General features: G+C 73.1%; 19 protein-coding genes. 14 read left to right on the plus strand and 5 right to left on the minus strand.

What is annotated here, in order from left to right; genetic code table 11:
• The first annotated feature begins 9 nt into the window (after positions 1-9).
• The 5 genes from IEY17_RS00445 to IEY17_RS00465 are packed head-to-tail and all read left to right on the plus strand — an operon-like array spanning position 10 to position 4,062.
• Complete coding sequence (locus tag IEY17_RS00445) at positions 10-621, plus strand: DUF4178 domain-containing protein (RefSeq protein WP_188984209.1); 612 nt, start codon at positions 10-12, stop codon at positions 619-621.
• 3 nt (positions 622-624) lie between these two features.
• Positions 625-1,062 (plus strand): DUF4247 domain-containing protein, encoded by a 438-nt coding sequence (locus IEY17_RS00450; protein ID WP_188984211.1) that lies wholly within the window; start codon positions 625-627, stop codon positions 1,060-1,062.
• Entirely contained in the window at positions 1,059-1,952 is an 894-nt protein-coding gene (locus tag IEY17_RS00455) for a hypothetical protein (RefSeq protein WP_188984213.1), read from the plus strand. The genes IEY17_RS00450 and IEY17_RS00455 overlap by 4 nt, the downstream gene beginning before the upstream one ends.
• 33 nt (positions 1,953-1,985) lie before the next feature.
• The gene (locus tag IEY17_RS00460; RefSeq protein ID WP_188984215.1) at positions 1,986-2,411 is read left to right on the plus strand and encodes a DUF350 domain-containing protein; all 426 of its coding nucleotides are present in this window, start codon (positions 1,986-1,988) and stop codon (positions 2,409-2,411) included.
• Positions 2,412-2,424: 13 nt separating this feature from the next.
• Positions 2,425-4,062, plus strand: a complete 1,638-nt coding sequence (locus tag IEY17_RS00465; RefSeq protein WP_229679723.1) for a polyamine aminopropyltransferase — start codon at positions 2,425-2,427, stop codon at positions 4,060-4,062.
• 175 nt (positions 4,063-4,237) lie between these two features.
• Here IEY17_RS00465 and IEY17_RS00470 read toward each other — a convergent pair whose 3' ends face one another.
• Entirely contained in the window at positions 4,238-5,338 is a 1,101-nt protein-coding gene (locus tag IEY17_RS00470; RefSeq protein WP_188984219.1) for a LacI family DNA-binding transcriptional regulator, read from the minus strand.
• Positions 5,339-5,525: 187 nt separating this feature from the next.
• Between IEY17_RS00470 and IEY17_RS00475 the strand changes: the two genes are divergently transcribed.
• From IEY17_RS00475 to IEY17_RS00490, 4 genes are all read left to right on the plus strand, one after another.
• Complete coding sequence (locus IEY17_RS00475) at positions 5,526-6,620, plus strand: ABC transporter ATP-binding protein (protein ID WP_188984221.1); 1,095 nt, start codon at positions 5,526-5,528, stop codon at positions 6,618-6,620.
• 194 nt (positions 6,621-6,814) lie between these two features.
• Positions 6,815-7,771 carry a metal ABC transporter solute-binding protein, Zn/Mn family gene (locus IEY17_RS00480; protein ID WP_188984223.1) on the plus strand — a complete coding sequence of 319 codons (957 nt, stop codon included), beginning with the start codon at positions 6,815-6,817 and terminating at the stop codon, positions 7,769-7,771.
• 3 nt (positions 7,772-7,774) lie between these two features.
• Complete coding sequence (locus IEY17_RS00485) at positions 7,775-8,620, plus strand: metal ABC transporter ATP-binding protein (RefSeq protein ID WP_188984225.1); 846 nt, start codon at positions 7,775-7,777, stop codon at positions 8,618-8,620.
• Positions 8,617-9,495, plus strand: a complete 879-nt coding sequence (locus IEY17_RS00490) for a metal ABC transporter permease (protein ID WP_373289824.1) — start codon at positions 8,617-8,619, stop codon at positions 9,493-9,495. The genes IEY17_RS00485 and IEY17_RS00490 overlap by 4 nt, the downstream gene beginning before the upstream one ends.
• A gap of 7 nt (positions 9,496-9,502) precedes the next feature.
• Here IEY17_RS00490 and IEY17_RS00495 read toward each other — a convergent pair whose 3' ends face one another.
• Complete coding sequence (locus tag IEY17_RS00495; RefSeq protein ID WP_188984227.1) at positions 9,503-10,537, minus strand: ADP-ribosylglycohydrolase family protein; 1,035 nt, start codon at positions 10,535-10,537, stop codon at positions 9,503-9,505.
• 314 nt (positions 10,538-10,851) lie between these two features.
• Here IEY17_RS00495 and IEY17_RS00500 point away from each other — a divergent pair, with 314 nt between their 5' ends.
• Positions 10,852-13,698, plus strand: coding sequence for an AfsR/SARP family transcriptional regulator (locus IEY17_RS00500; protein ID WP_188984229.1), 2,847 nt, complete (start codon positions 10,852-10,854; stop codon positions 13,696-13,698).
• A 342-nt stretch (positions 13,699-14,040) separates the two neighbouring features.
• On the opposite strand, the gene IEY17_RS00505 is transcribed toward IEY17_RS00500, so the two are convergent.
• Entirely contained in the window at positions 14,041-14,859 is an 819-nt protein-coding gene (locus IEY17_RS00505; protein ID WP_188984231.1) for an SGNH/GDSL hydrolase family protein, read from the minus strand.
• Between the two features lie 497 nt (positions 14,860-15,356).
• The gene (locus IEY17_RS25095) at positions 15,357-16,004 is read right to left on the minus strand and encodes a hypothetical protein (protein WP_229679724.1); all 648 of its coding nucleotides are present in this window, start codon (positions 16,002-16,004) and stop codon (positions 15,357-15,359) included.
• Positions 16,005-17,018: 1,014 nt separating this feature from the next.
• Between IEY17_RS25095 and IEY17_RS25100 the strand changes: the two genes are divergently transcribed.
• The 4 genes from IEY17_RS25100 (at position 17,019) to dapA (ending at position 19,850) form a co-directional block, all read left to right on the plus strand.
• Positions 17,019-17,288, plus strand: a complete 270-nt coding sequence (locus IEY17_RS25100; RefSeq protein WP_229679725.1) for a hypothetical protein — start codon at positions 17,019-17,021, stop codon at positions 17,286-17,288.
• A 169-nt stretch (positions 17,289-17,457) separates the two neighbouring features.
• Positions 17,458-18,192 carry an ESX secretion-associated protein EspG gene (locus tag IEY17_RS00515; RefSeq protein ID WP_188984235.1) on the plus strand — a complete coding sequence of 245 codons (735 nt, stop codon included), beginning with the start codon at positions 17,458-17,460 and terminating at the stop codon, positions 18,190-18,192.
• Positions 18,193-18,295: 103 nt separating this feature from the next.
• Positions 18,296-18,970: a DUF3159 domain-containing protein gene (locus IEY17_RS00520; RefSeq protein WP_229679726.1), complete on the plus strand. Its 675-nt coding sequence runs from the start codon at positions 18,296-18,298 to the stop codon at positions 18,968-18,970.
• A 31-nt stretch (positions 18,971-19,001) separates the two neighbouring features.
• Positions 19,002-19,850: a 4-hydroxy-tetrahydrodipicolinate synthase gene (gene dapA / locus IEY17_RS00525; RefSeq protein ID WP_188984237.1), complete on the plus strand. Its 849-nt coding sequence runs from the start codon at positions 19,002-19,004 to the stop codon at positions 19,848-19,850.
• 35 nt (positions 19,851-19,885) lie between these two features.
• Here dapA and IEY17_RS00530 read toward each other — a convergent pair whose 3' ends face one another.
• Positions 19,886-20,854 (minus strand): N-acetylglucosamine kinase, encoded by a 969-nt coding sequence (locus IEY17_RS00530; protein ID WP_188984239.1) that lies wholly within the window; start codon positions 20,852-20,854, stop codon positions 19,886-19,888.
• Positions 20,855-20,979 lie beyond the last annotated feature (125 nt).

Consider the following 20,979-nt stretch of genomic DNA (forward strand, 5'->3'; position numbering starts at 1 on the left):
GGCGGACGCGTGAACGGATTGATCGCAACGCTGATCGTCGTGATCGTCGTGTTGCTCGTCGTCGCGGTGATCGCGGTGATCATGGGCGTGCGCGCACGGCGCGTCACCCCGGAGCCGCCGAAGCGGCCCACCGATCCGTTCCACACCGGCGACCAGGACTCCCTGCGCGGCGACCCGCGCGCGCTCAGGGCCGGCGACATCGTCGAGGTCCGTGGCCGCACCTACACGGTCCGCGGCACCGTCCGGCTCTCCGAAGGCAGCTGGCACTGGTCCGAGCACCTGCTCGACGACGCCAAGGGCGGCCAGGTGTGGCTGGCCGTGGAGGAGGACCCGGACCTGATCCTGTCGCTGTGGACCCCGGTAGCCGACGCGGGCCAACCCGGGCCCAAGACGATCGACTTCGGCGGGCGCACCTACCACTCCGAGGAGTCCGGTTCGGCGACCTTCCGCAGCGAGGCCACCACCGGCCTCGCCGAGCAGGGCACCGTCCGCTACCACGACTACGAGGCGTCGGACGGTTCGCTGCTCGGCTTCGAGTCCTACGACGGTGCCGACTGGGAGGCCAGCACCGGCGAGGAGCTCAGCCGCTACGACGTGCTCCTCTACCCGACGGCGGACTGACCGATGAAACCGAAGTTCTGGTTCGTGCTCGCCGCCGTCGCCGCGGTGCTCGCGCTGATCATCGCGCTGGTGACGATCTTCTCCACCGGTACCGGCCCGCGCGGCTACGTCGCCCACACCTACACCCGCGCGGCCCACCTTGACCTGCCCGGCGACCCCGACAACCGGGCCTACACCAGCACGCTGGCGCCGAGCGCGGTCGCCCGCGCGATCACCAGCAAGTGGCGTCCGCAGTCGCAGTACACCGACTCCTCGGGCATCTACCTGCGGTACTCCGACGACGCGGTGATCATCCAGCCGAAGGCTCCGGGCTCGGTGATCCACGTGATGGACGTCGACCACGCCTACCGCCGCTACCACAGCCACGTCGGCGGCAGCTGGGGCTGGAGCAGCCCGCACGGCGAGAGCTTCCGCGGCCGAGGACCGGGGGCGGGCAAATGAGCACGAGCATCGAAAAACGCGTCCGCAAGGCCACGATCAGCGCGATCGTCATCGGCGTCGTCCTGCTGATCGGCGTCGTCAGCGCGACGATCGGCGGCGACTCCCCGCAGAACACCTTCACCTCCGAGAACAGCACCTACTACAGCGACAGCCAGAAGTACTCGGGCCCGCCGATCCAGCGGTTCACCGCGGCCGACGCGCGGCAGCTCGCGCAGCGGCTCGCCGAGGCCGAGAAGGCGCACGGGGTGTGCTTCGGCTGGAAGCTCGTCGACGGGGCGACCAGGCAGTTCGACCAGGGGTCCAGCCGCGGCCCCGGCATCCCCGCGAGCACCTGCCCCCGATGGGCCGAGGTCCAGGTGTTCGTCGCCGCCGCGGCCACCGACGACGACCTCGACGCGGCCGACCTGGAGGTCGAGGCGTCGTCGGAGTTCACGTCGCTGCCGGACACCGAGGAGTTCGTGTCCCTCGGGGTCACCGCGGACTCGCTGGCCGAGGAGCCGGTCACGGTGACCGGGCAGGCCGCCCTCGGCCTCCCGCTGCTGCTGCTGGAGAGCGGCGCGTTGCAGGCGCCGCAGGCGCCCGCCCCCGTGCCGGGCAACCAGGCGGTGCCGCCGCTGCCGCCGGGTGATGGTTCCGGGTCGAGCTGGGTGGTCTGGGCGTGGCTCGGTGGGCTGGGCGCGGTCGTGGTGATCGCGCTGGTGCTCGGCTTCGTCGCCCGCGCCAAGCAGCAGAAGTCCGCGCCGGACACACCCGCCGGGCCGCCGCCGGCGCCGCAGCAACCCGGGCCGCCGCTGAACCAGCCGCCCTGGCCGCCGCAGGGCCCACCGCCACCCCGGCCGGGACAGCCACCGCAGGGTCCGCCCTGGCCGCCGCAGCCACCCCGCCGCTGATCGCACCGACAACGACACGAGAAGGACACCACCTTGCTCCAGCAACTGCTCACGGGCCTGCTCGCCGCGGTCGCCTACGGGGTGATCGGCGTGGCGATGATGGCGCTCGGCTACCTGCTCGTCGACCTGGCCACACCGGGCAAGCTGCGCGACCTGATCTGGGTGCGCCGCAACCCGAACGCCGCCCTGTTGCTCGTCTCCGGGCTGCTGGGCGTCGGCATCATCCTGGCCACCGCCATCGCGGCCAGCGCCGACGACCTGGTCGCCGGGCTGGTCGGCACTCTGGCCTACGGCCTGCTCGGGCTCGTCCTGATGAGCCTGTCGTTCCTGCTGATCGACGCGATCACTCCCGGCAAGCTCGGTGACGAGCTGTCGTCACCGACCCTGCACCCGGCCACGTGGGTGTCGGCGACCGCGCACGTGGTGATCGCGGTGCTCATCGCCGCCGCGATCTGGTGAGCGCCGCGTGCCGGTGAGCACCGAGCCCGCTGTCGAGCCCGGGATCCGACCCCGCGGCCGCGTCGCGCGGATTGCGGTGCTGGTCGCGGTGTTCATCTGCGCGGCTTGTGGCCTCGTCTACGAGCTGGCGCTGGTGGCGCTCGGCAGCTACCTGATCGGCGACACCGTCGGACAGGCGTCGATCGTGCTGTCGCTGATGGTGTTCGCGATGGGGGTCGGGGCACTCGCCGCCAAACCGCTCCAGCGCTGGGCGGCAGCCTCCTTCGCGGGCATCGAGCTGCTGCTGGCGCTGCTCGGCGGGCTCAGCGTCCTCGGCCTGTACGCGGCGTTCGCCTGGCTGAGCCTCTACACCCCGGCGCTGATCGCCACCGCGCTGGTGCTGGGCGTGCTGATCGGTGCGGAGATTCCGCTGCTGATGGTGCTGCTGCAGCGGATCCGGCGGCAGGACGCGGGCTCGGCGGTGGCCGACCTGTTCGCCGCCGACTACGTCGGGGGACTGGTCGGCGGGCTGGCGTTCCCGTTCCTGCTGCTGCCGCTGTTCGGGCAGGTGCGGGGCGCGCTGCTGGTTGGCATACTCAACGCCGCCGCCGGGCTCGGGCTGGTGCTGACGTTGTTCCGCCAGGAGCTGACCCGGCGGGCCGTGCTGCTGCTGACCGCGGCGTCCGCCCTGGTGGGCGGTGTGCTGGTGGGCGCGTACCTGTTCGCCGACGACTTCGAGGTCACCGCGCGGCAGGCGCTGTACGCCGACCCGGTCGTGTTCTCGCAACGCTCCCCGTACCAGGAGGTGGTCCTCACCGAGTCGGTGTCGTTGAGCGGGAATCACGACGTGCGGCTGTTCCTCAACGGGGACCTGCAGTTCAGCTCCGTCGACGAGTACCGCTACCACGAGGCGATGGTGCACCCGGCCATGGCGGGGCCACGCGGGCGCGTCCTGGTGCTGGGCGGCGGGGACGGCCTGGCGCTGCGGGAGATCCTGCGCTACCCGGACGTCCGCGAGGTCACCCTGGTTGAGCTGGACCCGGCGGTGCTGGAGCTGGCCCGCACCGATCCGCGGGTGCTCGCGCTGAACCGGGGCTCCTTCGCGGACCCGCGGGTGCGGACGGTCACCGCGGACGCCTTCAGCTGGCTGCGCGACAACCACGAGCGCTTCGACGTGGTGCTGGTGGACATGCCGGACGCGGACTCGACGGCCACCGCGAAGCTGTACTCGGCGGAGTTCTACGGCCTGGTCCGGCACGCCATGGCCGACGACGCCCGGGTGGTGGTGCAGGCGGGTTCGCCGTTCTTCGCGCCCCGGGCGTTCTGGTGCATCGAGGCCACGATGCGTGCGGCGGGCCTGAGCACGGTGCCGTACGAGGTGTCGGTGCCGAGTTTCGGGGAGTGGGGTTTCCACCTGGGCGCGGCGGCATCGCCGGGCACGGCCGCCGCCGGTGCGGGCGCGCCGGAGGCGAGCGGTTCGCTGGCGTCGCCGGGGGCGCCGCCCCTCACCCTCCCGGCGGATGCGCCGCCGCTGCGCTCGCTGGACGCGGCGACGCTGCGCGCCGCGGCGGTGTTCCCGCCGGACCGCGCGCGCATCCCGGGCATGGCCCCGTCAACCCTGATGCACCCGACGATCCTCCAGTACGCCCAGGGCGAGTGGTCCAACTACTGAACCGCTCCAGTCCCCAACTTCCGGCAAACCCGTCCCGTCCCAGGTTTGGGAACCGGGGGCGGGTTCCAGGTTTGCCCAAATTTGGGGAGGGACCCCGGCCCCCGAGTTTTGCCCCTGTTCTCAGGAGGTGTTGCTCTGGCCCCTTGAGGCCGTGCCGGAATGTGGGAAGTGCCCGTTACGGGCCGAACCAGCGTTCTTCGGCGGAGCGGGGTGGGGCAGAGGTGGAGCCCGTGATGAGCTGGGTCTCCAGCTGGATGTGGCGCGGTCGGCCCGGTTCGCTGTTCTCCAGCAGCAAACGCCCGGCCGCGCGGCCCTTCTCCAGCCACGGCTGGCGCACCGTCGTCAGGCCCGCCCGCTCCGCGTCGGGGATGCCGTCGAACCCGGTGATCGTCAGGTGCTCGGGCACCCGCAGGCCGCGGTTGCGCGCCTCACTGAGCGCCCCGAGCGCCAGGATGTCCGAGGTGCACACGATCGCCGTGATGTCCGGGTCCATCTCCAGCAGCTGGGCCGCCGCCGATGCGCCGGACGCGGTGGTGTGGTCGAAGCGCTCCACGACCGGCACCTTCGACCAGTCCACCCCGGCCTCGCTGAACGCCTCCGCCAACGCGGTCAGCCGGGCCTTCTGCACGTGGAAGCTGGCGTTGGCCTGCCGCTGCACGGGCGCCGGGCCGTCGTTGCGGCCGCGCGCCAGGCGCATGCACAGCACGCCGATGCGCCGGTGCCCGAGCTTGATCAGGTGGTCGGCCACGGCCTTGATCGCCTTGGCGTCGTCCGGGCCCACCCAGTCCAGGTTGTCCAGCCGCGGCTGGTCGCAGATCACCACCGGTACGGGGCGTTCGAGCACCGCGGCCAGGTGCGGGTCGTCCTCCGGGACCGAGTAGACGACGAACCCGTCCACGCCGGCGCGGTGCACCGCGGCGACGTCCTCGCGCTCCGGGCTGGCCGGGATCAGCAGCAGCCCCTGACCGGCGTCCTCGCAGGCCAGGGAGAGTCCCTCGAGGAATCCGACGGCACCCGGGTCGCGGAAGGCGTAGGAGAGGTTCTCGGTGAGCAGCAGGCCGACGGCGCCAGCCTTGCGCGTGCGCAGCGACCGGGCCACCGGGTCGGGACCCGGGTAGCCGAGCCGCCGGGCCGTCTCCAGGACCCGCTTGCGCAGCTCCGGGGAGAGCTGGTCCGGACGGTTGTAAGCATTCGACACCGTGGTTCTGGAGACCCCGAGCTCCGCCGCGAGCGAGGCCAGCGTCGCAGGCCGCCGGGCGTTCGTTGACCGCGCCATGGAGGAACCGTAACGGTTCAGTACCCGACGGTGAAGCGAGCATGATGCAGATCCCACTCACGTCCGAACAATGGTCACTGAGCGACGCAGAGTGATCACGTTCCGAAATGGTTCATTCGAGGGGCTGACCGTGAGCACTTTTCCGGTTACGTTCTTCGGGACCGGTCCAGTGAAAGGTGCGTCACATATGGCCGAGGTTGCCTACGTCAGCGCGTCGCGCGTGTACCAGGGAAGCCCGCCGGTCCGGGCGGTCGACCAGCTCGACCTGGACATCGCCGACGGGGAGTTCCTGGTCCTGGTCGGGCCGTCCGGTTCGGGCAAGTCGACGGCGTTGCGGATGCTCGCCGGTCTGGAGGACGTCGACGAGGGCCGGATCACCATCGGTGGTGCCGACGTCACCCACGCGCCGCCGAAGAACCGGGACATCGCCATGGTGTTCCAGTCCTACGCCCTGTACCCGCACATGACGGTCGCGGAGAACATGGGTTTCGCGCTGAAGCTCCGCAAGACGCCCAAGGCGGTGATCAGGCAGAAGGTCGCCGAGGCGGCCCGCATGCTCGACCTGGAGAAGTACCTGGACCGCAAGCCCAGGGCGCTGTCCGGTGGCCAGCGGCAGCGGGTGGCGATGGGGCGCGCGATCGTGCGGGAGCCGAGCGTGTTCCTCATGGACGAGCCGCTGTCCAACCTGGATGCCAAGCTGCGCGTGGAGACCCGCGCGAACATCGCCGCGCTGCAGAAGCGGCTGGGCACCACCACCATCTACGTCACCCACGACCAGGTCGAGGCGATGACGATGGGGCACCGGGTCGCGGTGCTCAAGGACGGCGTGCTGCAGCAGTGCGCCAGCCCGCGGGAGCTGTACGAGAACCCGGCGAACGCTTTCGTCGCGGGCTTCATCGGTTCTCCGGCGATGAACCTGAAGACGGTGCCGGTCAGCGGTGAGGGCGCGGTGCTGGACGGCACCACGATCCCGCTGCCGCGCGAGGCGATGGCCGCGGTGGGCGATCTCAAGGAGGTGACCTTCGGGGTCCGCCCGGAGGCGCTGTCGCTGACCTCCGCCGAGTCGGGCGGGCTGGCCATGACGGTGGAGCTGGTGGAGGAGCTGGGTGCGGACGCGCTGATCCACGGCGCCATTGAGGTGGGCGGGTCGCAGGAGCGCTTCGTGGTGCGCGCGGACGGCCGCACCCCGCCGGCGCTGGGGCAGCGGGTGACGGTCGCGCTGCGCGACCCGAGCGAGGTGCACCTGTTCCACCCGAAGACGGGGGTCCGGTTGGCTGCCTAGCTCTGTCGAGAGTCCTGGTCGACGCCCCTGCCGGTGCCGGTGGGGGCGTCGTTGTCCGCGTCGCGGAATAACCCGGTCGGTGGAGTGTTGGCACGGGTGGCGCTTAGACTGCTATTGACAACGGTTTCCGTTACCATTCGCATCTGGTTGTCAGTCTGTCGCGCCAGACGCCGACCCCGACAGGAGTGCACCCGATGACCGCCCGTAGCCGCCCCGCTGCCGCAGCCCTGGCCGGGCTCGCCGCGTCCGCCCTGGTCCTGACCGCGTGCGGCGGTGGTGAACAGGCCGCGCCGGGCGGCGACGACAAGATCGAGGTCGTCGCCTCCACCACCGTCTGGGCCAGCGTCGTCCAGGCCGTCGGCGGCGACAGCGTCCAGGTCGAGCCGATCATCACCGACCCCGGCGCCGACCCGCACTCCTACGAGAGCAGCCCGCAGGACGCCGCCAAGGTCACCGACGCCGACCTGGTGGTCTTCAACGGCGGCGGCTACGACGAGTTCATGGCGCAGATCCTGGCCGGGAGCGGTCGGGACAAGCCCACCGTCGTGGCCGTCCGGGACGAGCCCGAGGGCGTGCCCGCCCGGCACCCCGGCGAGCACGACCACACCGGGCACGACCACTCGGTGAACGAGCACGTCTGGTACGACCTGCACGTCGTGCACGAGGTGGCCGACCAGATCGCCGACGAGCTCGGCAGGCTCCAGCCCGCCAGGGCCACCGAGTTCGAGCAGGCGGCCGGCCGCTTCGAGCAGGAGATCGGCGCGCTGGAGGGCAGGGTCGGCGAGATCGCCGCCGCCCACCAGGGCAAGAAGGTGCTCGTCACCGAGCCGATCGCGCACTACCTGGTGGCGGCGGCGAAGCTGCAGGACATCACCCCGCCGTCGTTCGTCAACGCGGTCGAGGCCGAGACCGACCCGTCCGCCGCCGCGGTCGCCGAGATCCACAACGCGGTGGGCTCCGGCCAGGCCGTCGCGCTGATCTACAACCCACAGACCGAGTCGCCGGTCACCCGCAACGTCCGCACCGCGGCGGAGCAGCACCGGCTTCCGGTTGTCGAGATGACCGAAACGCTGCCGGAGGGCCGCACCTACGTGCAGTGGATGGACGCCCAGATCACGGCGTTGCAGAACGCCTTGAACCAGAATCGCTGAGGTATGACCGCCGAACCCGGAACCGAGCTCGCCGTCGCGCCCACCGCCGTGACCGCCGCGGTGCGGCTGCGCGGCGCCACGCTCTCGTACGGCACCCGCACGTTGTGGTCCGGACTGGACCTCGACGTCGCGCCGGGCGAGTTCGTGGCCGTGCTGGGGCCCAACGGCTCCGGCAAGACCAGCCTGCTGCGCGTGCTGCTGGGTCTGCAGCCGCTGACCGCGGGCACCGTCGAGATCGCCGGCGCACCGGCCCGGCGCGGCAGTTCCCGCATCGGCTACATCCCGCAGCAGCGGGCACTGGAGGCCACCGTGATGGTGCGCGGCAGCGACCTGGTCGGCCTCGGGCTGGACGGTCACCACTGGGGCATGGGGCTGCGGCACCGCCGCGAGCGTCGGCGGCGGGTGGCCGAGGCGCTGCGCGCGGTGGAGGCCACCGAGTACGCGACCATGCCGTTGGGGCTGCTCTCCGGGGGTGAGCAGCAGCGGCTGCGGGTGGCGCAGGCGCTGGTCGGCGAGCCCGCCGTGCTGCTGTGCGACGAGCCGTTGCTGTCGCTGGACATCGCGCACCAGCGCAAGATCAGCCGCCTGATCGCCGAGCAGGCCCGCCGGACCGGCGCGGGCGTGCTGTTCGTGACCCACGAGATCAACCCGGTGCTGCCGCTGGTGGACCGGGTGCTCTACCTGGTGGACGGCCGGTTCCGAATCGGCACGCCGGACGAGGTGATGACCTCGGCGACGCTGTCGGAGCTGTACCGCACCGACGTCGAGGTCGCCCGCGTGGGCGGGCGGCTGGTCGTGGCCGGGACCGACGAGCACGACCACCACGTGCAGGAGGCGGAGGAAGCGTGACCGCGTTCATCGACGCGCTGGGGAGGATCTTCGACTTCTCCACCACCGTGAACCTGCTGGGCTACCCCTTCGTCCAGCAGGCGTTGCTGGCCGCTGCCGCGCTCGGCCTGGTCTCGGGCTGCCTGGCGCCGCTGGTGGTCGCCCGGCGGATGTCCTTCGCCGTGCACGGCACCGCCGAACTGGCCTTCACCGGCGCCGCCGCGGCCCTGCTGATCGGGGCCAGCGTGGGGATGGGGGCGCTGGCCGGGGCGGTGGTCGCGGCGCTGCTGCTCGGTCTGCTGGGGCAGCGCGGTGTCGAGCGCGACTCGGTGATCGGCGCGATCCTGTCGTTCGGTCTGGGCGTCGGCGTGCTGCTGCTGTGGCTCAACCCGGAGCGGACCGCCAACAAGTTCAGCCTGCTGGTGGGCCAGATCGTCGGCGTCGATTCCGCGGACGTGCTGCTGCTCAGCGGCTGCGCGGCCGCCGTGCTGGTGGTGCTGGCCGTGGTGTACCGGCCGCTGCTGTTCGCCAGTGTGGACGCGGACGTGGCGGCGGCGCGCGGGGTTCCGGCCCGCGTGCTGACGCCGCTGTTCGCGGTGCTGGTGGGGGTGGCGACCGCGCTGGGCGTCTACACCGTTGGTGCGCTGCTGGTGCTGGCGCTGATGGTGACGCCGGGTGCGGCGGCGACGCGGGTGACCGCGAGCCCGGTGAAGGCGACCGTGCTGGCGGTGGTGTTCGCCGAGACCGCGGTGCTGGGCGGAATCGTGTTGTCTCTGGCACCGGGCGCTCCGGTGAGCGCCTTCGTGACGATCATCTCGTTCGTGATCTACCTGGTGTGCCGGGCGGTGGGCGCCCGGCGTCTGCGCCGCCTCTCCCGCATCCCGTCCGCGGCCTAGACCTGCCTCAGGCGAGGCCGAGGTAGCGGCGTTCGTTGAACTGCTCGCCCGCGCAGGAGGCCCCCAGGTCGTGGCCGATGCGCTCGATCACGTCCGCCAGTTCCAGGCGGCCCAGCCAGGAGCGCGGCAGGACCGCGGTGCCGTGGCGGGCGCCGAGGATCGCGCCGGTCACCGCGGCGGTGGTGTCGCTGTGGCCGGAGTGGTTGGCCGCCAGGCGCACGGCGTCGGCGAACTGGTCGGGCTTGGGCAGCGCGAGCGCGCAGTAGACGCCGATGGCCAGCGCCTCGGGCCCGACCCAGCCCTGCCCGAGGCGTTCGATGTGGCTGACGCTCCGGCCCAGGCGGGCCAGCGTCGCGGCTTCCGCCAGCGCCATCGCGGTCTCCACGTCCTCGCGCAGCACGCGCCCCGCCGCCTGGTCCACCGCGGCGGGCAGCCGCCGCTGCTGGACGCCGAGCAGGTGCACGATCAGCGCCATCGCCCCGGCGGACGCCCAGCCGCCGACCCCACCGTGGGTGAGCGCGGCGCACTGGCACGCGAGCTGGTAGGCCATCTCGGCGGTCGGGGCGAAGCCCAGCGGGGCGCTGCGGTCCACGCCGCCGCAGCCCTTGGAGCTGTTGCGCGGCCGGTCGATCGTTCCCAGCTCGGGCTCCTGTAGCGCGCGCAGGCTGGTCAGCCCGGGCGCCCGGTTGGCGTACAGCTCGGGTTCGGCCAGCAGGCCGGTGACGCCGGGCTGCGGCTTGGCCTCCTGCTGGGTGATCAGCCAGCGCCGGAGGGCGGCGGCGGTCGACTCGACGGGCCGCCACGGGCCGCCGTTGTTGCCGGTGGTCCAGGCGTGCAGGTAGCCCTCGCCGGTGAACAGCGACATCTGGGTGGAGTCACCGAGCAGCGCCTGCGGGGGCGGTTCGGTGATCCCGTCCGGGCCGTACTCGGCGCGGATGTCCTCGAGCTGCGCGAACTCCACCGGGCTGCCGAGTGCGTCGCCCAACGCCCCGCCGAGCAGGCATGCCACGGCACGGTCGACCACTGTGGACGGCGTGGGCACGGGTGGGGCTCTCCTTCCACAGTGTCCTCGCGAGGAGTGACCGGTGCCCTCGCGAAGGGTGATCGGCGAGCCCGACTCTACTGGGCGCGTCCGCGCGCCGGGAGAGGTTCACCGCAACAGCGGGTCGTGCCTGCTGCGTCGGGCGGCACTGCCGGATGACTCCATCGGGGTGAAACCCGCGCGGGTGTTCCGGGTGCGTCCGCACGGCCGTCGTTACCGTGTGTCCGCCTCCGGGGGGTGTGGACTCGGCGCGCCGCAGTGGTCGAAACTGTCTGAAGGCTCAACAAAAATATGAACGAGAGTCAGATTTGGGGATGATGACGCCGCACGGCAGCTCGACGGGGCCCGAGCAGGCGGGATACGAATTCCGCCTGCTCGGGCCCCTGGAGATGCTCGTCGACGGTCATCCGCGGCCGTTGGGCAGGGCCCCGGCTCGCGCCCTGCTCGCCTGCCTGCTGCTGGAGCCGAACCAGGTCGTCCCGATGGACCGGCTCATCGACACCCTCTGGGAGCACGACCCGCCGGCCAGCGCGCGCACCATGATCCAGGGCTACGTCTCGCGGCTGCGCAGGCTCTTCGCCGACAGCGCCCCGGACGGCCCCGAGATCATCACCCGCTCACCCGGCTACCTGCTTCGGGTGGACAGCGACCGGATCGACGTCCACCGGGCTCGGGCACTGATCAACCACGCGCACGAACTGGAACCCGCCGAGCGGTCCCGCGTGCTGGCCGAGGCGCTGGCCCTGTGGCGCGGACCGGTCCTCGCGGACATCGCGCACAGCAGGCTCTATCGGATGGTCGCGCCCAGCCTGGAGGAACTCCGGCTGCTGGCGCTGGAGGAACGCGTCGCCGCCGACCTGGAGCTGGGCCGCCACCACCAGCTCGTCCTTGAACTGTCCACCCTGGTCGACCGGCACCCGCTGCGGGAACGGCTCACCGGCCAGCTGATGCTCGCCAGCTACCGGGCCGGGCACCGCGCCGAAGCGCAGGCCCGCTACCACGCGCTGCGCCACCGGCTGTCCACCGAACTGGGCATCGACCCCGGCCCGGAGCTGCGCGAGCTGTACGAGCAGCTGCTCCGCGACGACCCCGCGCTGCGCTTCCCCCAGCCGCGCCCCGAACCGGTCGCCAAACGGCCGATCCCGGCCGAACTCCCCCCGGTCCCGGCCGGGTTCGTCGGCCGCCACCGGGAGCTCGCCGCGCTGGACCGGATGCTGGCGGAGCGGGAACGTGGCTCCAGCCTGCTCGCGGTGGTCACCGGAACCGCGGGCGTGGGCAAGAGCGCCCTGGCCGTCACCTGGGCGCACCGGGTGGAGCAGCACTTCCCGGACGGGCAGCTGTATGCGTCGCTGCGCGGCTTCGACCCGGAGCGCGAGCCGCTCACCCCCGGCGAGGTGCTGACCAGCATGCTCAAGACGCTGGGCGTCGCGGCCGACGCGATCCCGGTGGAGCTGGACGACCGCACCGCCCTGTACCGGTCGCTGCTGGCCAAGCGGCGGGTGCTGGTGCTGCTGGACGACGCCCGCGACTCCGACCAGGTCCGCCCGCTGCTGCCCGGCAGCTCGGAGTCGCTGGTCCTGGTCACCAGCAGGCGGCGGCTGGACGGGCTGGTGGTGCGCAGCGGGGCACGGGTGCTGCCGCTGGAGACGCTGCCGACCGAGGCGGCGATCGAACTGCTCGACCGCGCCGGCGTGCCCGGCAAGTCGGCCTCCGAACCCGCTGCCGCCGCAGAACTCGCGCAGCTCTGCGGCGGGTTGCCGCTGGCGCTGCGGATCGCCGCCGCGCGGTTGGCCGCGAACCCGGCCCGCTGCGTGTCCGACCTGGTCGACGAGCTCACCGACGAGCAGAACCGGTTGCACGCCCTGGACATCGACGACGCCGACACGAGCGTCCGGCGGGCCTTCGACATCTCCTACCGCAACCTGCACGCCGTGCACGCGGACACGTTCCGGCGGCTCGGCCTGGTGCCCGGCCACACCTTCACCGCGCACGCCGTGGCCGCCCTGTGCGACACCGATCCGCCCAGCGCCCAGCGGCGGCTGCGCGCGCTGGCCCTGGCCCACCTGGTCACCGAGCCGGAACCCGGCCGGTTCGGCATGCACGACCTGCTGCGCGTCTACGCGCGGAACCTGGTCGCCGCATCCGGCGCGGACCGCGACTCCGACGCCCTGCGCCGCCTCCTGCACCACTACCTGGCCACGGCCGACCACGCGCGGCGGTTCCTCCGCCCGGCCCAGGACGATTTGGACTTCTCCGGTCTCACCAGCGTGCACCGCCCGCGGATCGCCGACCGGGCGCAGGCGCTGGAGTGGTTCGACGCGGAGTGGCCGAACCTGGTGGCCGCGGTCCGCGTCGCCAACGCCGAGGGCATGCACGACCTGGCCTGGCAGCTGGCCCGCCTGCAGTTCAACTACCTGATGGTGCGCTGCCCGTGGGAGGACTGGATCCGCATCTACACCGACGGGCTCGACTCGGCCCGCACCGTGGACTCCCCGGCGGGCCAGGTGCTGATGACGGCCGGGCTCGGGGTGGCGTACTCCCGGTCCGGGCAGCTGGACGAGGCGCTGGCGCACTACGACGAGTCCTACCGGGTCGCGGTGCTCACCGGCGATCCGGCTCGGCTGGCCATGACCCAGATCAACATGGGCAGCGTGCTGTTCCGGCTCAAGCGCTACGAGGAGGCCAAGGAGCGCTGTCAGGACGCGCTGCGGGTGTACCGATCCCTGGGGGACCGGTACTTCGTGGCCGGGGCGCTGAACAACCTCGCTCTGGTGGAGCAGGTCAACGGCGAGCTGGAGGAGGCGCTGGCGCACCTGCGCGAGGCCGAGGCGCTGTACCGCGACGCCGACGACCTGGACACGCTCGCGATGGTGCTGAACAACTGCGGGGAGGTCAGCATCGAGCTGGGCCGGATCGACGACGGCGAGCGGTTCCACCACGAGGCGCTGGACGCCGCGTTGAAGTGCGGTTCGGCGATGCGGCAGGCGTCGGCGTACCTGGGTCTCGGCGACGCGGCCCGCTCCCGCGGCGACCTCGAGGTGGCGCGCACCCGCTGGGAGACCGCGTTGGCGATCTACGAGGCCGAGGGATCACCGCTGGTCACCGGCGTCCGCGACCGGCTGCGGGACCTGACGGAACGGGTCGGCCGACGCGGCGTTTAGTGGACGTTTAGCGGACGTTTAGGGGCCGCTGCGAACTTCTCCTGCGTGCGGATCAGCCGTGCATGGTCCGCACACGGGCGGCTCTGGGGGGAGTCCAAAGGGGGGATTGTCGCCCCGGTCGTCCCGGTCGGCACGCGTGTCGGTCGGGACGACCGCAAGGGGGGCGAAGCATCCGGGCCTGCCTCCCGGATGGACGTTGGGGGTGAGTGCGGGCTTTCGGCACCGGGGTGACACGCCGGAAGTCCGCACTTCGTCCTGCCCGGGGGCATCCGGGCAGCCGCACCGGTGGTTCCGCGGTCCCAGCACCGCGGAACCACCTGCGTTGCCTCGGCGACCGACGTCTCAGGCCGGGACGTCCTGCTTGCGGCCCTCGCAGCCGATCAGCTTCTCCAGCTGCGGCCGCTTGGGGCTGCGACCATCCCCGCTGGACACCCCGCGCAACCGGCGGCTGATCCACGGCGCGAGGTGCTCGCGCACCCACCGCAGGTCCTGCGCGCGCTGCTGCCGCCACGGCACGCGCGGAACCGCGGGCCACGGCTCGCGCCAGTCCTCCTCGACCGGGACACCCAGCGCCTCGCAGGCCCGCAACGCCACCCGGCGATGCCCCTCGGCGGACAGGTGCAGCCGGTCCTCGCTCCAGGCTCGCGGGTCCCGCAGCACGTGCATTGACCACAGGTCCAGCACGTAACACCCGTGCTTGTCGGCGATCGCCCGCAGGTGCGAGTTGTAGGTGCCGACCTTGCCGCGGACGTGCCGCAGGACCGGCGTGCCGCGGGTGTCGAACCCGGTGCCGATCAGCACGTCCGCGCCGCTGGCGCGCAGTTCCGCGACCGCGGCGTCGAAGGTCTCCGCCACGACGTCCGGGTCGCTGCCGGGGCGGATGATGTCGTTGCCACCGGCGGTGAACGAGACCAGCGCGGGGCGCAGCAGCAGCGCCTTCGGCACCTGGTCGGCGACGATCTGGCGGATCAGCTTGCCGCGGACCGCGAGGTTGGCATACCGCAGGTCCGGGTTGGCGGCGGCGAGGTGTTCGGCCAGCCGGTCCGCCCAGCCCCGGAAACCGCCGCCGGGAGCGGCGTCGGCCAACCCCTCGGTGAAGCTGTCTCCCAGCGCGACGAAGCTGTCCCAGCGCGGTAAGCCGGCGGACGGCTGCGATCCCATTGACGTGTTCCTTCCCGATGTCGTCCCCGCACCGGTGCGGTGCTCGGAAACCACATTGGCGCTCGAAAGGCGACCTACGCCACCGTCGGTCCCGAGCCGAGTGAGCAACGGCACTGAATCGTCTCGCATTGGTGTCCGATTCGACCGTTGTCCTGGTCCGGAGGATGAATTCCGTTGCCGTCGACTGTTTTTCCGTGATGCCGGACGGAACCGGGTGGCTATTGCCGGAAACACCGGTACGGGTGAAGCGCAACTGCTACTGTCCTTCGGCGGTAACAGAAGCAGTTGAGGGGGCCCGTGATGTCGCGATCGATGCAGGTGACAGCTCGATGTGCGCCCGAGAGGACGCAGCGCCAGTTCGTTCGCGCCATCGCGGTCGGTTGAGTGGGGAACGTCGAGATGCTGTACAGCGTCGGTTCCAGTGTGCCCGCCGACCGGTTCCGCCCGGCCCCGGCGGGACGCCCCGACCGCCCTGAATACCTGGGGGAATCGTGACGTCACCGCAGAATCCGGCGTCTTCGCCGGGGCCCGCGGGCTTCGACGCGCCGCAGCGCCCGGCCGGTGGCCGCCGCCGCGCGGACGCGCCGATGCGCGGCTCGCTCGGCGGTGAGGTGCCGCCTGGGGCTCCGCCCGCGCCGGGCGGCCCCCGGCCCGCGCCCCGTCCGCCGCGCTTCGACCTGCGCAACGAATTCGCCGCGCTCGCGGCCGAACCGCACCCGTTCGCCCTGTGGCAGCGGATTGAGCAGCTCGCCGACCGGTACGAGCACGAGCAGCGCCGCCAGGCGCCGGCGCCCCGGCCCGTGCCCGACCGCCCCGAGGCGCCCCCGCAGCCGACCGGCGGAGTGTCCGCGCTGTCCGGCGACCTCGGCGGTCTGGCGGAGCCGCCGGACCCGCGCCCGTCGCGCCGCGAGCCGGAGCTGTCCGGTTCGCTGGAGCCGGAACCGGCCGATTCCGCGCAGCGCCCCACCGGTTTCTCCGGTGGCCTGAGCGTTCCGCCGCCGCCCGCGCCACCGCTGCTCGACGGCCCGCCCGGAGCGCCGCTCGGCCCGCCGCCGATGCCGGAAGGCACGATGAGCGGCCCGATCCCGCAGGCCGGCCCACTGCCGCGCCACGACGGCCCGGGCAGCGGTCCGCTTCCGCCGCACGATCCGGGACCCGACGTTTCGCGACGCGCCGATCCTCCGCCGCCGCGGGGCGACCTGGCGCACGATCCGCTGCGTGCGGAGGGGCCGGCGCACGACGTGCCGCGCCCCGACAGGCCGCTGCCGCACGAGGGCCGCGCACCCGACGCCGGGCGTCCCGACGGTCCGCTGCTTCCTCAGGTGGGGCCGCCGCCGCGGGTGGATGGGCCTCCGCCTCAGGGGGGTCCGCAGGAAGGGGACGGTCCCGCTGGTCCGCCGCGTCCTGACGGCTCGCCCCCGCCACGCCACGACGCGCCGCCGACTCACGATGGTCCGCAGCGCGCGGACGGTCCTGGGCACGACGCTCCGCCGCGCCCCGAAGGTCCGGTGAGTGGCCCGCCGCCGCAGGCGGGACCGTCCAGCGGTCCGCTTCCGCAGGTGGGTCCACCGCCGGCGCGGCCGCACGACGCCCACGATGCGATGCCCCCCGGGCGTCCCGATGGTCCGCTGCCGCCCGGCCCGTTCGGGGCTGGGCGCGCGCCGGACGGACCGGATGGTCCGCCGCGGCACGCTGGTCCGCCGGACGGTCCGCCACCGGTCCCCGGTGCCCCGGTGCCGCCTGGTCCGCCTCCGGTGGGGCGTCCGCAGGACGGTCCGCCGAGCAGGCCCATCCCGCAGGGCCCGCCGAGCGGCCCGATCCCGGCCGGACGTCCGCCGGACGGCCCGGACGGCCCACCGCGGCATGCCGGGCCGCCGGTCGACGGTCCGCCGCCGATGCCGGAACCGCCGCGCGCTCCCGCGCCGCAGGGCCCGCCGTCACCTCCGGTCGGCACCCCCGCGCCGCCGCGCCCACCGGTCGCACCCGGGCCGCCACCCGCTCCCGAAGGTGCTGTGCCGCCGGGTGGCCGTTCCGCAGGTCCGCCGCCGCGGCCCGAGGCACCCCAGCCGGAGCAGCCGCAGCAACCAGCGGAAACGGCACGGCCGAAGCCCGCGCGGGCACCGCGCTTCCAGCGGCGCGCCGACGGCGGGTTCGGGCCGATGGGCTCCGCCGGTGCGTGGAACAGCTCGTCCCGCCAGTCCCGGTACGACCGGCACGCGTCCTGGTCCGCCGAGGACTTCAAGGAGGAGCGACGGGACGACGACGACCTGCACGCCGGAGCCGGGTACCGGGCCGGGGAGACCGCGGGTGGAGCCGTACCGCAGTTCCTCGTCGAAGCCGACGACCTGTTCGACGACGACGACGGCTCCAGCCGGTTGGTGGCGCCCCCGGTGCTGGGCGAGTCGCCCTCGAGCTACCGGGACTTCTGAGCGTGCCGCCCGGAGCGGTTCGCCCGGCGGAACCCGAACGCGGGATCTCCGACCCCGGTGTCGGGGATCCCGCACGGGACGCACCCGAAGACCCGGCGCGCGGCCGCGCATCGAACAGACCACGAACGAGCCGGTGCCCCGCGCCGCTGCGAGCTGAAGAGAGCCAGAGATGGTCGAGACGATCACCCTGTCGATCCCCGCGGTCGACGTGCTCGGTGAGCAGCTGAACCTCACCGTGCGGCAGTACCCGTTCGAGTTCCCGCGGGTCGGGGAGTCGCCGGAGGACCGCAACCGCCTGGCCCACCAGGTCTGGCAGGAGCTGGAGTCCAGCGGGTTGGCCCGGTCCGGCCGCCCCGAGCCGGAGGTGGAGGACGCGCTCTACCTGCTGTGCAGCTCCGAGGTGTCGATCGCGGCCGCCGGCCTGCTGGACGTGCGGTCCGGTCACCGGCTGGCCGCGCGGGTGGTGGCCACCGGCGAGGTCGGGGTCGTCGGCGTGCTCGACGGCCGCGGCCTGCGGTTGAGCTTCCTCGCCCCGGACGCCCTGCCGAGGGCGGCGGCGGACGTGCTGCCGGACGCGCCGCCCGGCGGCGGCAACCCGGTCCGCGCGGTGGCCGACCGCACCAAGGGCCACCCGTCGGACGCGGACATCGACGGGTTGGCGGAGTTGCGCGCGATCACCTCGCGGCAGAAGTTCCGCCTCGGCCACTTCGTGGTCAGCAGCATCCGCCGGGGCGGTCCGCGGGTCCGGGTGCCGAACCTGGTGTGGTTCGACAACGACCGTGGCCGCTACGCCCTGCAGGGTGAGCGAACCGACGGCCAGGACGTGGTGACCTGCCACCCGGCGGACAAGCCCCGCATCGCGGCCCAGCTCGCCGCCCTCCTGGACCGAGCCCGGCGCGGCTGACGGCGCCCCGCACCGTAGGACCCGCCCCGACGCGTTCGCTGATGAGGAGGTCCGCGCCACGGGTGGGTGCGCCGACACCGCGGATTGCGGCAGGCTTGGTCCCGTGACGCAGGACCGGCACACGGAGATCGTCGCGAACCACCAGGACGACCGCGACTCGTTCATGCGCCTGCTCGGCGGGCGCGGCAGCGTCGTCGACGCGAGCCTGCCACCGGTCGCCTTCGGTCTCGGTTGGTACTTCGGGGGCGAGTCGCTCGACGTCGGCTGCGGGGCGGCCGTGGTGGTCAGCGCGCTGGTCGCGGGCTGGCGGCTGTACCGGGGTGCGCGCCCGCTTGCCGTCCTGATCAGCCTGCTCACCGTGGTGGTCGGCGCGCTCATCGCCTTCTACACCGGGGACGCGACGGACTTCTTCCTGCCCCGGCTGGCGAGCAACGCGCTCAGCGCGCTGGCCTGGATGACCAGCATCGCGATCCGCTGGCCGCTGCTCGGCGTGGTGGTCGGCACCGCGCTCGGCCAGGCCAAGCGGTGGCGCCGCGACCCCGACCTGCTGCGCGCCTACAGCCGCGGCAGCTGGGTGTGGGTGGGGCAGTACGTGACGCGGCTGGCGGTGTTCATCCCGCTGTGGCTGCTGGACGCCACCGGTCCGCTGGCGATCGCCCAGGTCGTGCTGACCTGGCCGCTGGTGGCCGCGTGCGTGGGGGCGAGCTGGTGGGTGGTGCGCCGATCGCTGCCCGCGGGGCACCCGGGCCTGCGGCATCCCCGCACCGGCCCGGCGTGACACCGGTGGACGCGGCGCGCACAATCTGCTCATGTCCCTCGGCGCCGTGATCACCGCGATCGTCACCCCGTTCGACGAGCAGCTGCGCGTCGACGAATCCGCCTTCGTGTCGCTGTTCCACCACCTGCTCGACCACGGGTCGGACGGCATCGTGGTGTGCGGCACCACGGGCGAGGCCCCGACTCTCACCGACGAGGAGCACCTGCGGCTCATCGAGCTGGCCTGCGCGGAGCGCCCGGCGGGGGCGACGGTCATCGCCTCGACGGGGTCGAACGACACCGCGCACGCCTGCGAAATGACCGAGCGCGCCACCGAACTCGGCGCCGACGCGGTGCTCTCGGTGACCCCCTACTACAACCGCCCGAACCGCACGGGGCTGGTGCGGCACTTCACCGAGATCGCCCGCGCCACCGACAAGCCGGTGATCCTCTACAACGTCCCGTCCCGGATCGGCCTGGACCTGCCGCACGACCTGCTCGCCGAACTCGCCCAGGTCGAGCACATCGACTACGTCAAGCAGGCGGACAACGCGGCGCTCGCGCGGATCGACGGCCTCGGGCTGTATGCGGGCAACGACGACGGCTTCGCGCAGGCCCTGGACCTCGGCGGTTGCGGCGGCATCCTGGTGGCCAGCCACCTGGTCGGGCCGCAGATGCGGCGGATGGTCGAGGAGCCGGAGCACCGCGCGGAGATCGACGCCTCGCTGAAGCCGCTGTACGCGGCGCTGTCGGTGACGACGAACCCGATCCCGGTCAAGGCGGCGCTGAACCTGGTGGGCCACCGGGTCGGCGGTGTCCGCCTGCCGCTGGTCGAGGCGGACGAGGCGGAGCAGGACGTGATCCGCAACGCGCTGCGCGAGGTGGGTCTCCTCGACGGCTGATGCCCGGACGTCGCGCCGCGTGCCGCGCGGGATCGTCAGGTGGTGGCGACGAGGCGTTCGTGGAGTCCGGCCGGGTCGCTGGTGAGGTCCAGCGCCGCGAGCCACGCCGCCCCGGCCGCGCCCGACCCGGCGGTGTGCGGCGCGCCGAGGCCGCGTTCGACGAGTTCGGCGCGTACCGCGTCGCCCACCGGGTTGCCCGGGGCGAGCAGGCTCCCGGCGAGCACGATCGGGCTCGCGTCACCCGGCGGGCGGGTCCGCGCCGTGGTGTCGGCCAGCGCCTCGGCGGCGCGGCGGACGATGTCCACGGCGGTGTCATCGGACGAGGTCGTGACCAGCGGTGCGAGTTCGGCAAGCCGGATCGGCGGTGCCGCGTGCACCGCGCTGATCAGCTGTTTGCGCACGTCAGCGGGGGAGTCCGCCACCGCGTCCGGCAGCAGCCGGGCGCGGACCGCGCCGGTCAGGCCGCGCAGCGGCTCCCCGCGGTCGCAGGCAGCCAGCGCGGCCCGGACCGCTTCGCGGCCCAGCCAGAACGCCGAGCCCTCGTCACCGAGCAGCCAGCCGTGGCCGCCGGCGGTCGTGGTGAGCCGGTGCCGTTCGATGCGGGCCGCGATCGCGCCGGTGCCCGCGATCAGCACCGTCCCGCAGGGCTGCGAGGTCCCGGCGGCGAAGGCCACCTCGCAGTCGCTCGTGGTGCGGACCGGGCAGGTCAGGCCCAGCTCGGCCCAGCCGCGGTGGAACTGCTCCGCGAACCGCGGATCGGCCATCTTGCTGACCCCGGCCATGCCGACCACGCAGCCGCGCACCGCGGCCGGGTCGACCTGCGCCAGCGCGCTGCGGGTAGCGGCGGTGATCTGCCGCACGGCCTGGTCGGCCGGGTGCGAGTTCGGGTTGCCGCCGGCGGCTTCGCCGGTGCCGCGGGTCCGCCCGGAGAGGTCGCAGACGAGCGCCCGGCTGCTGGTGCCGCCGATGTCCAACCCGAGGACGAGCGCTTCGTCGCAGTGCATGGACCCTTTCTACTCGCCCCGCGGCCGGGTTGCGCCACCCTCTGGCTTCCGCCGCGGTGAGCGGCTATATACATCGAGGCGTCGTTCGACCAGTCGGGGAGTTGATGATGGGCGACCTCGTGCCG

Origin of the sequence: Saccharopolyspora thermophila, assembly GCF_014646075.1 — a bacterium.
Taxonomy (GTDB): domain Bacteria; phylum Actinomycetota; class Actinomycetes; order Mycobacteriales; family Pseudonocardiaceae; genus Saccharopolyspora; species Saccharopolyspora thermophila.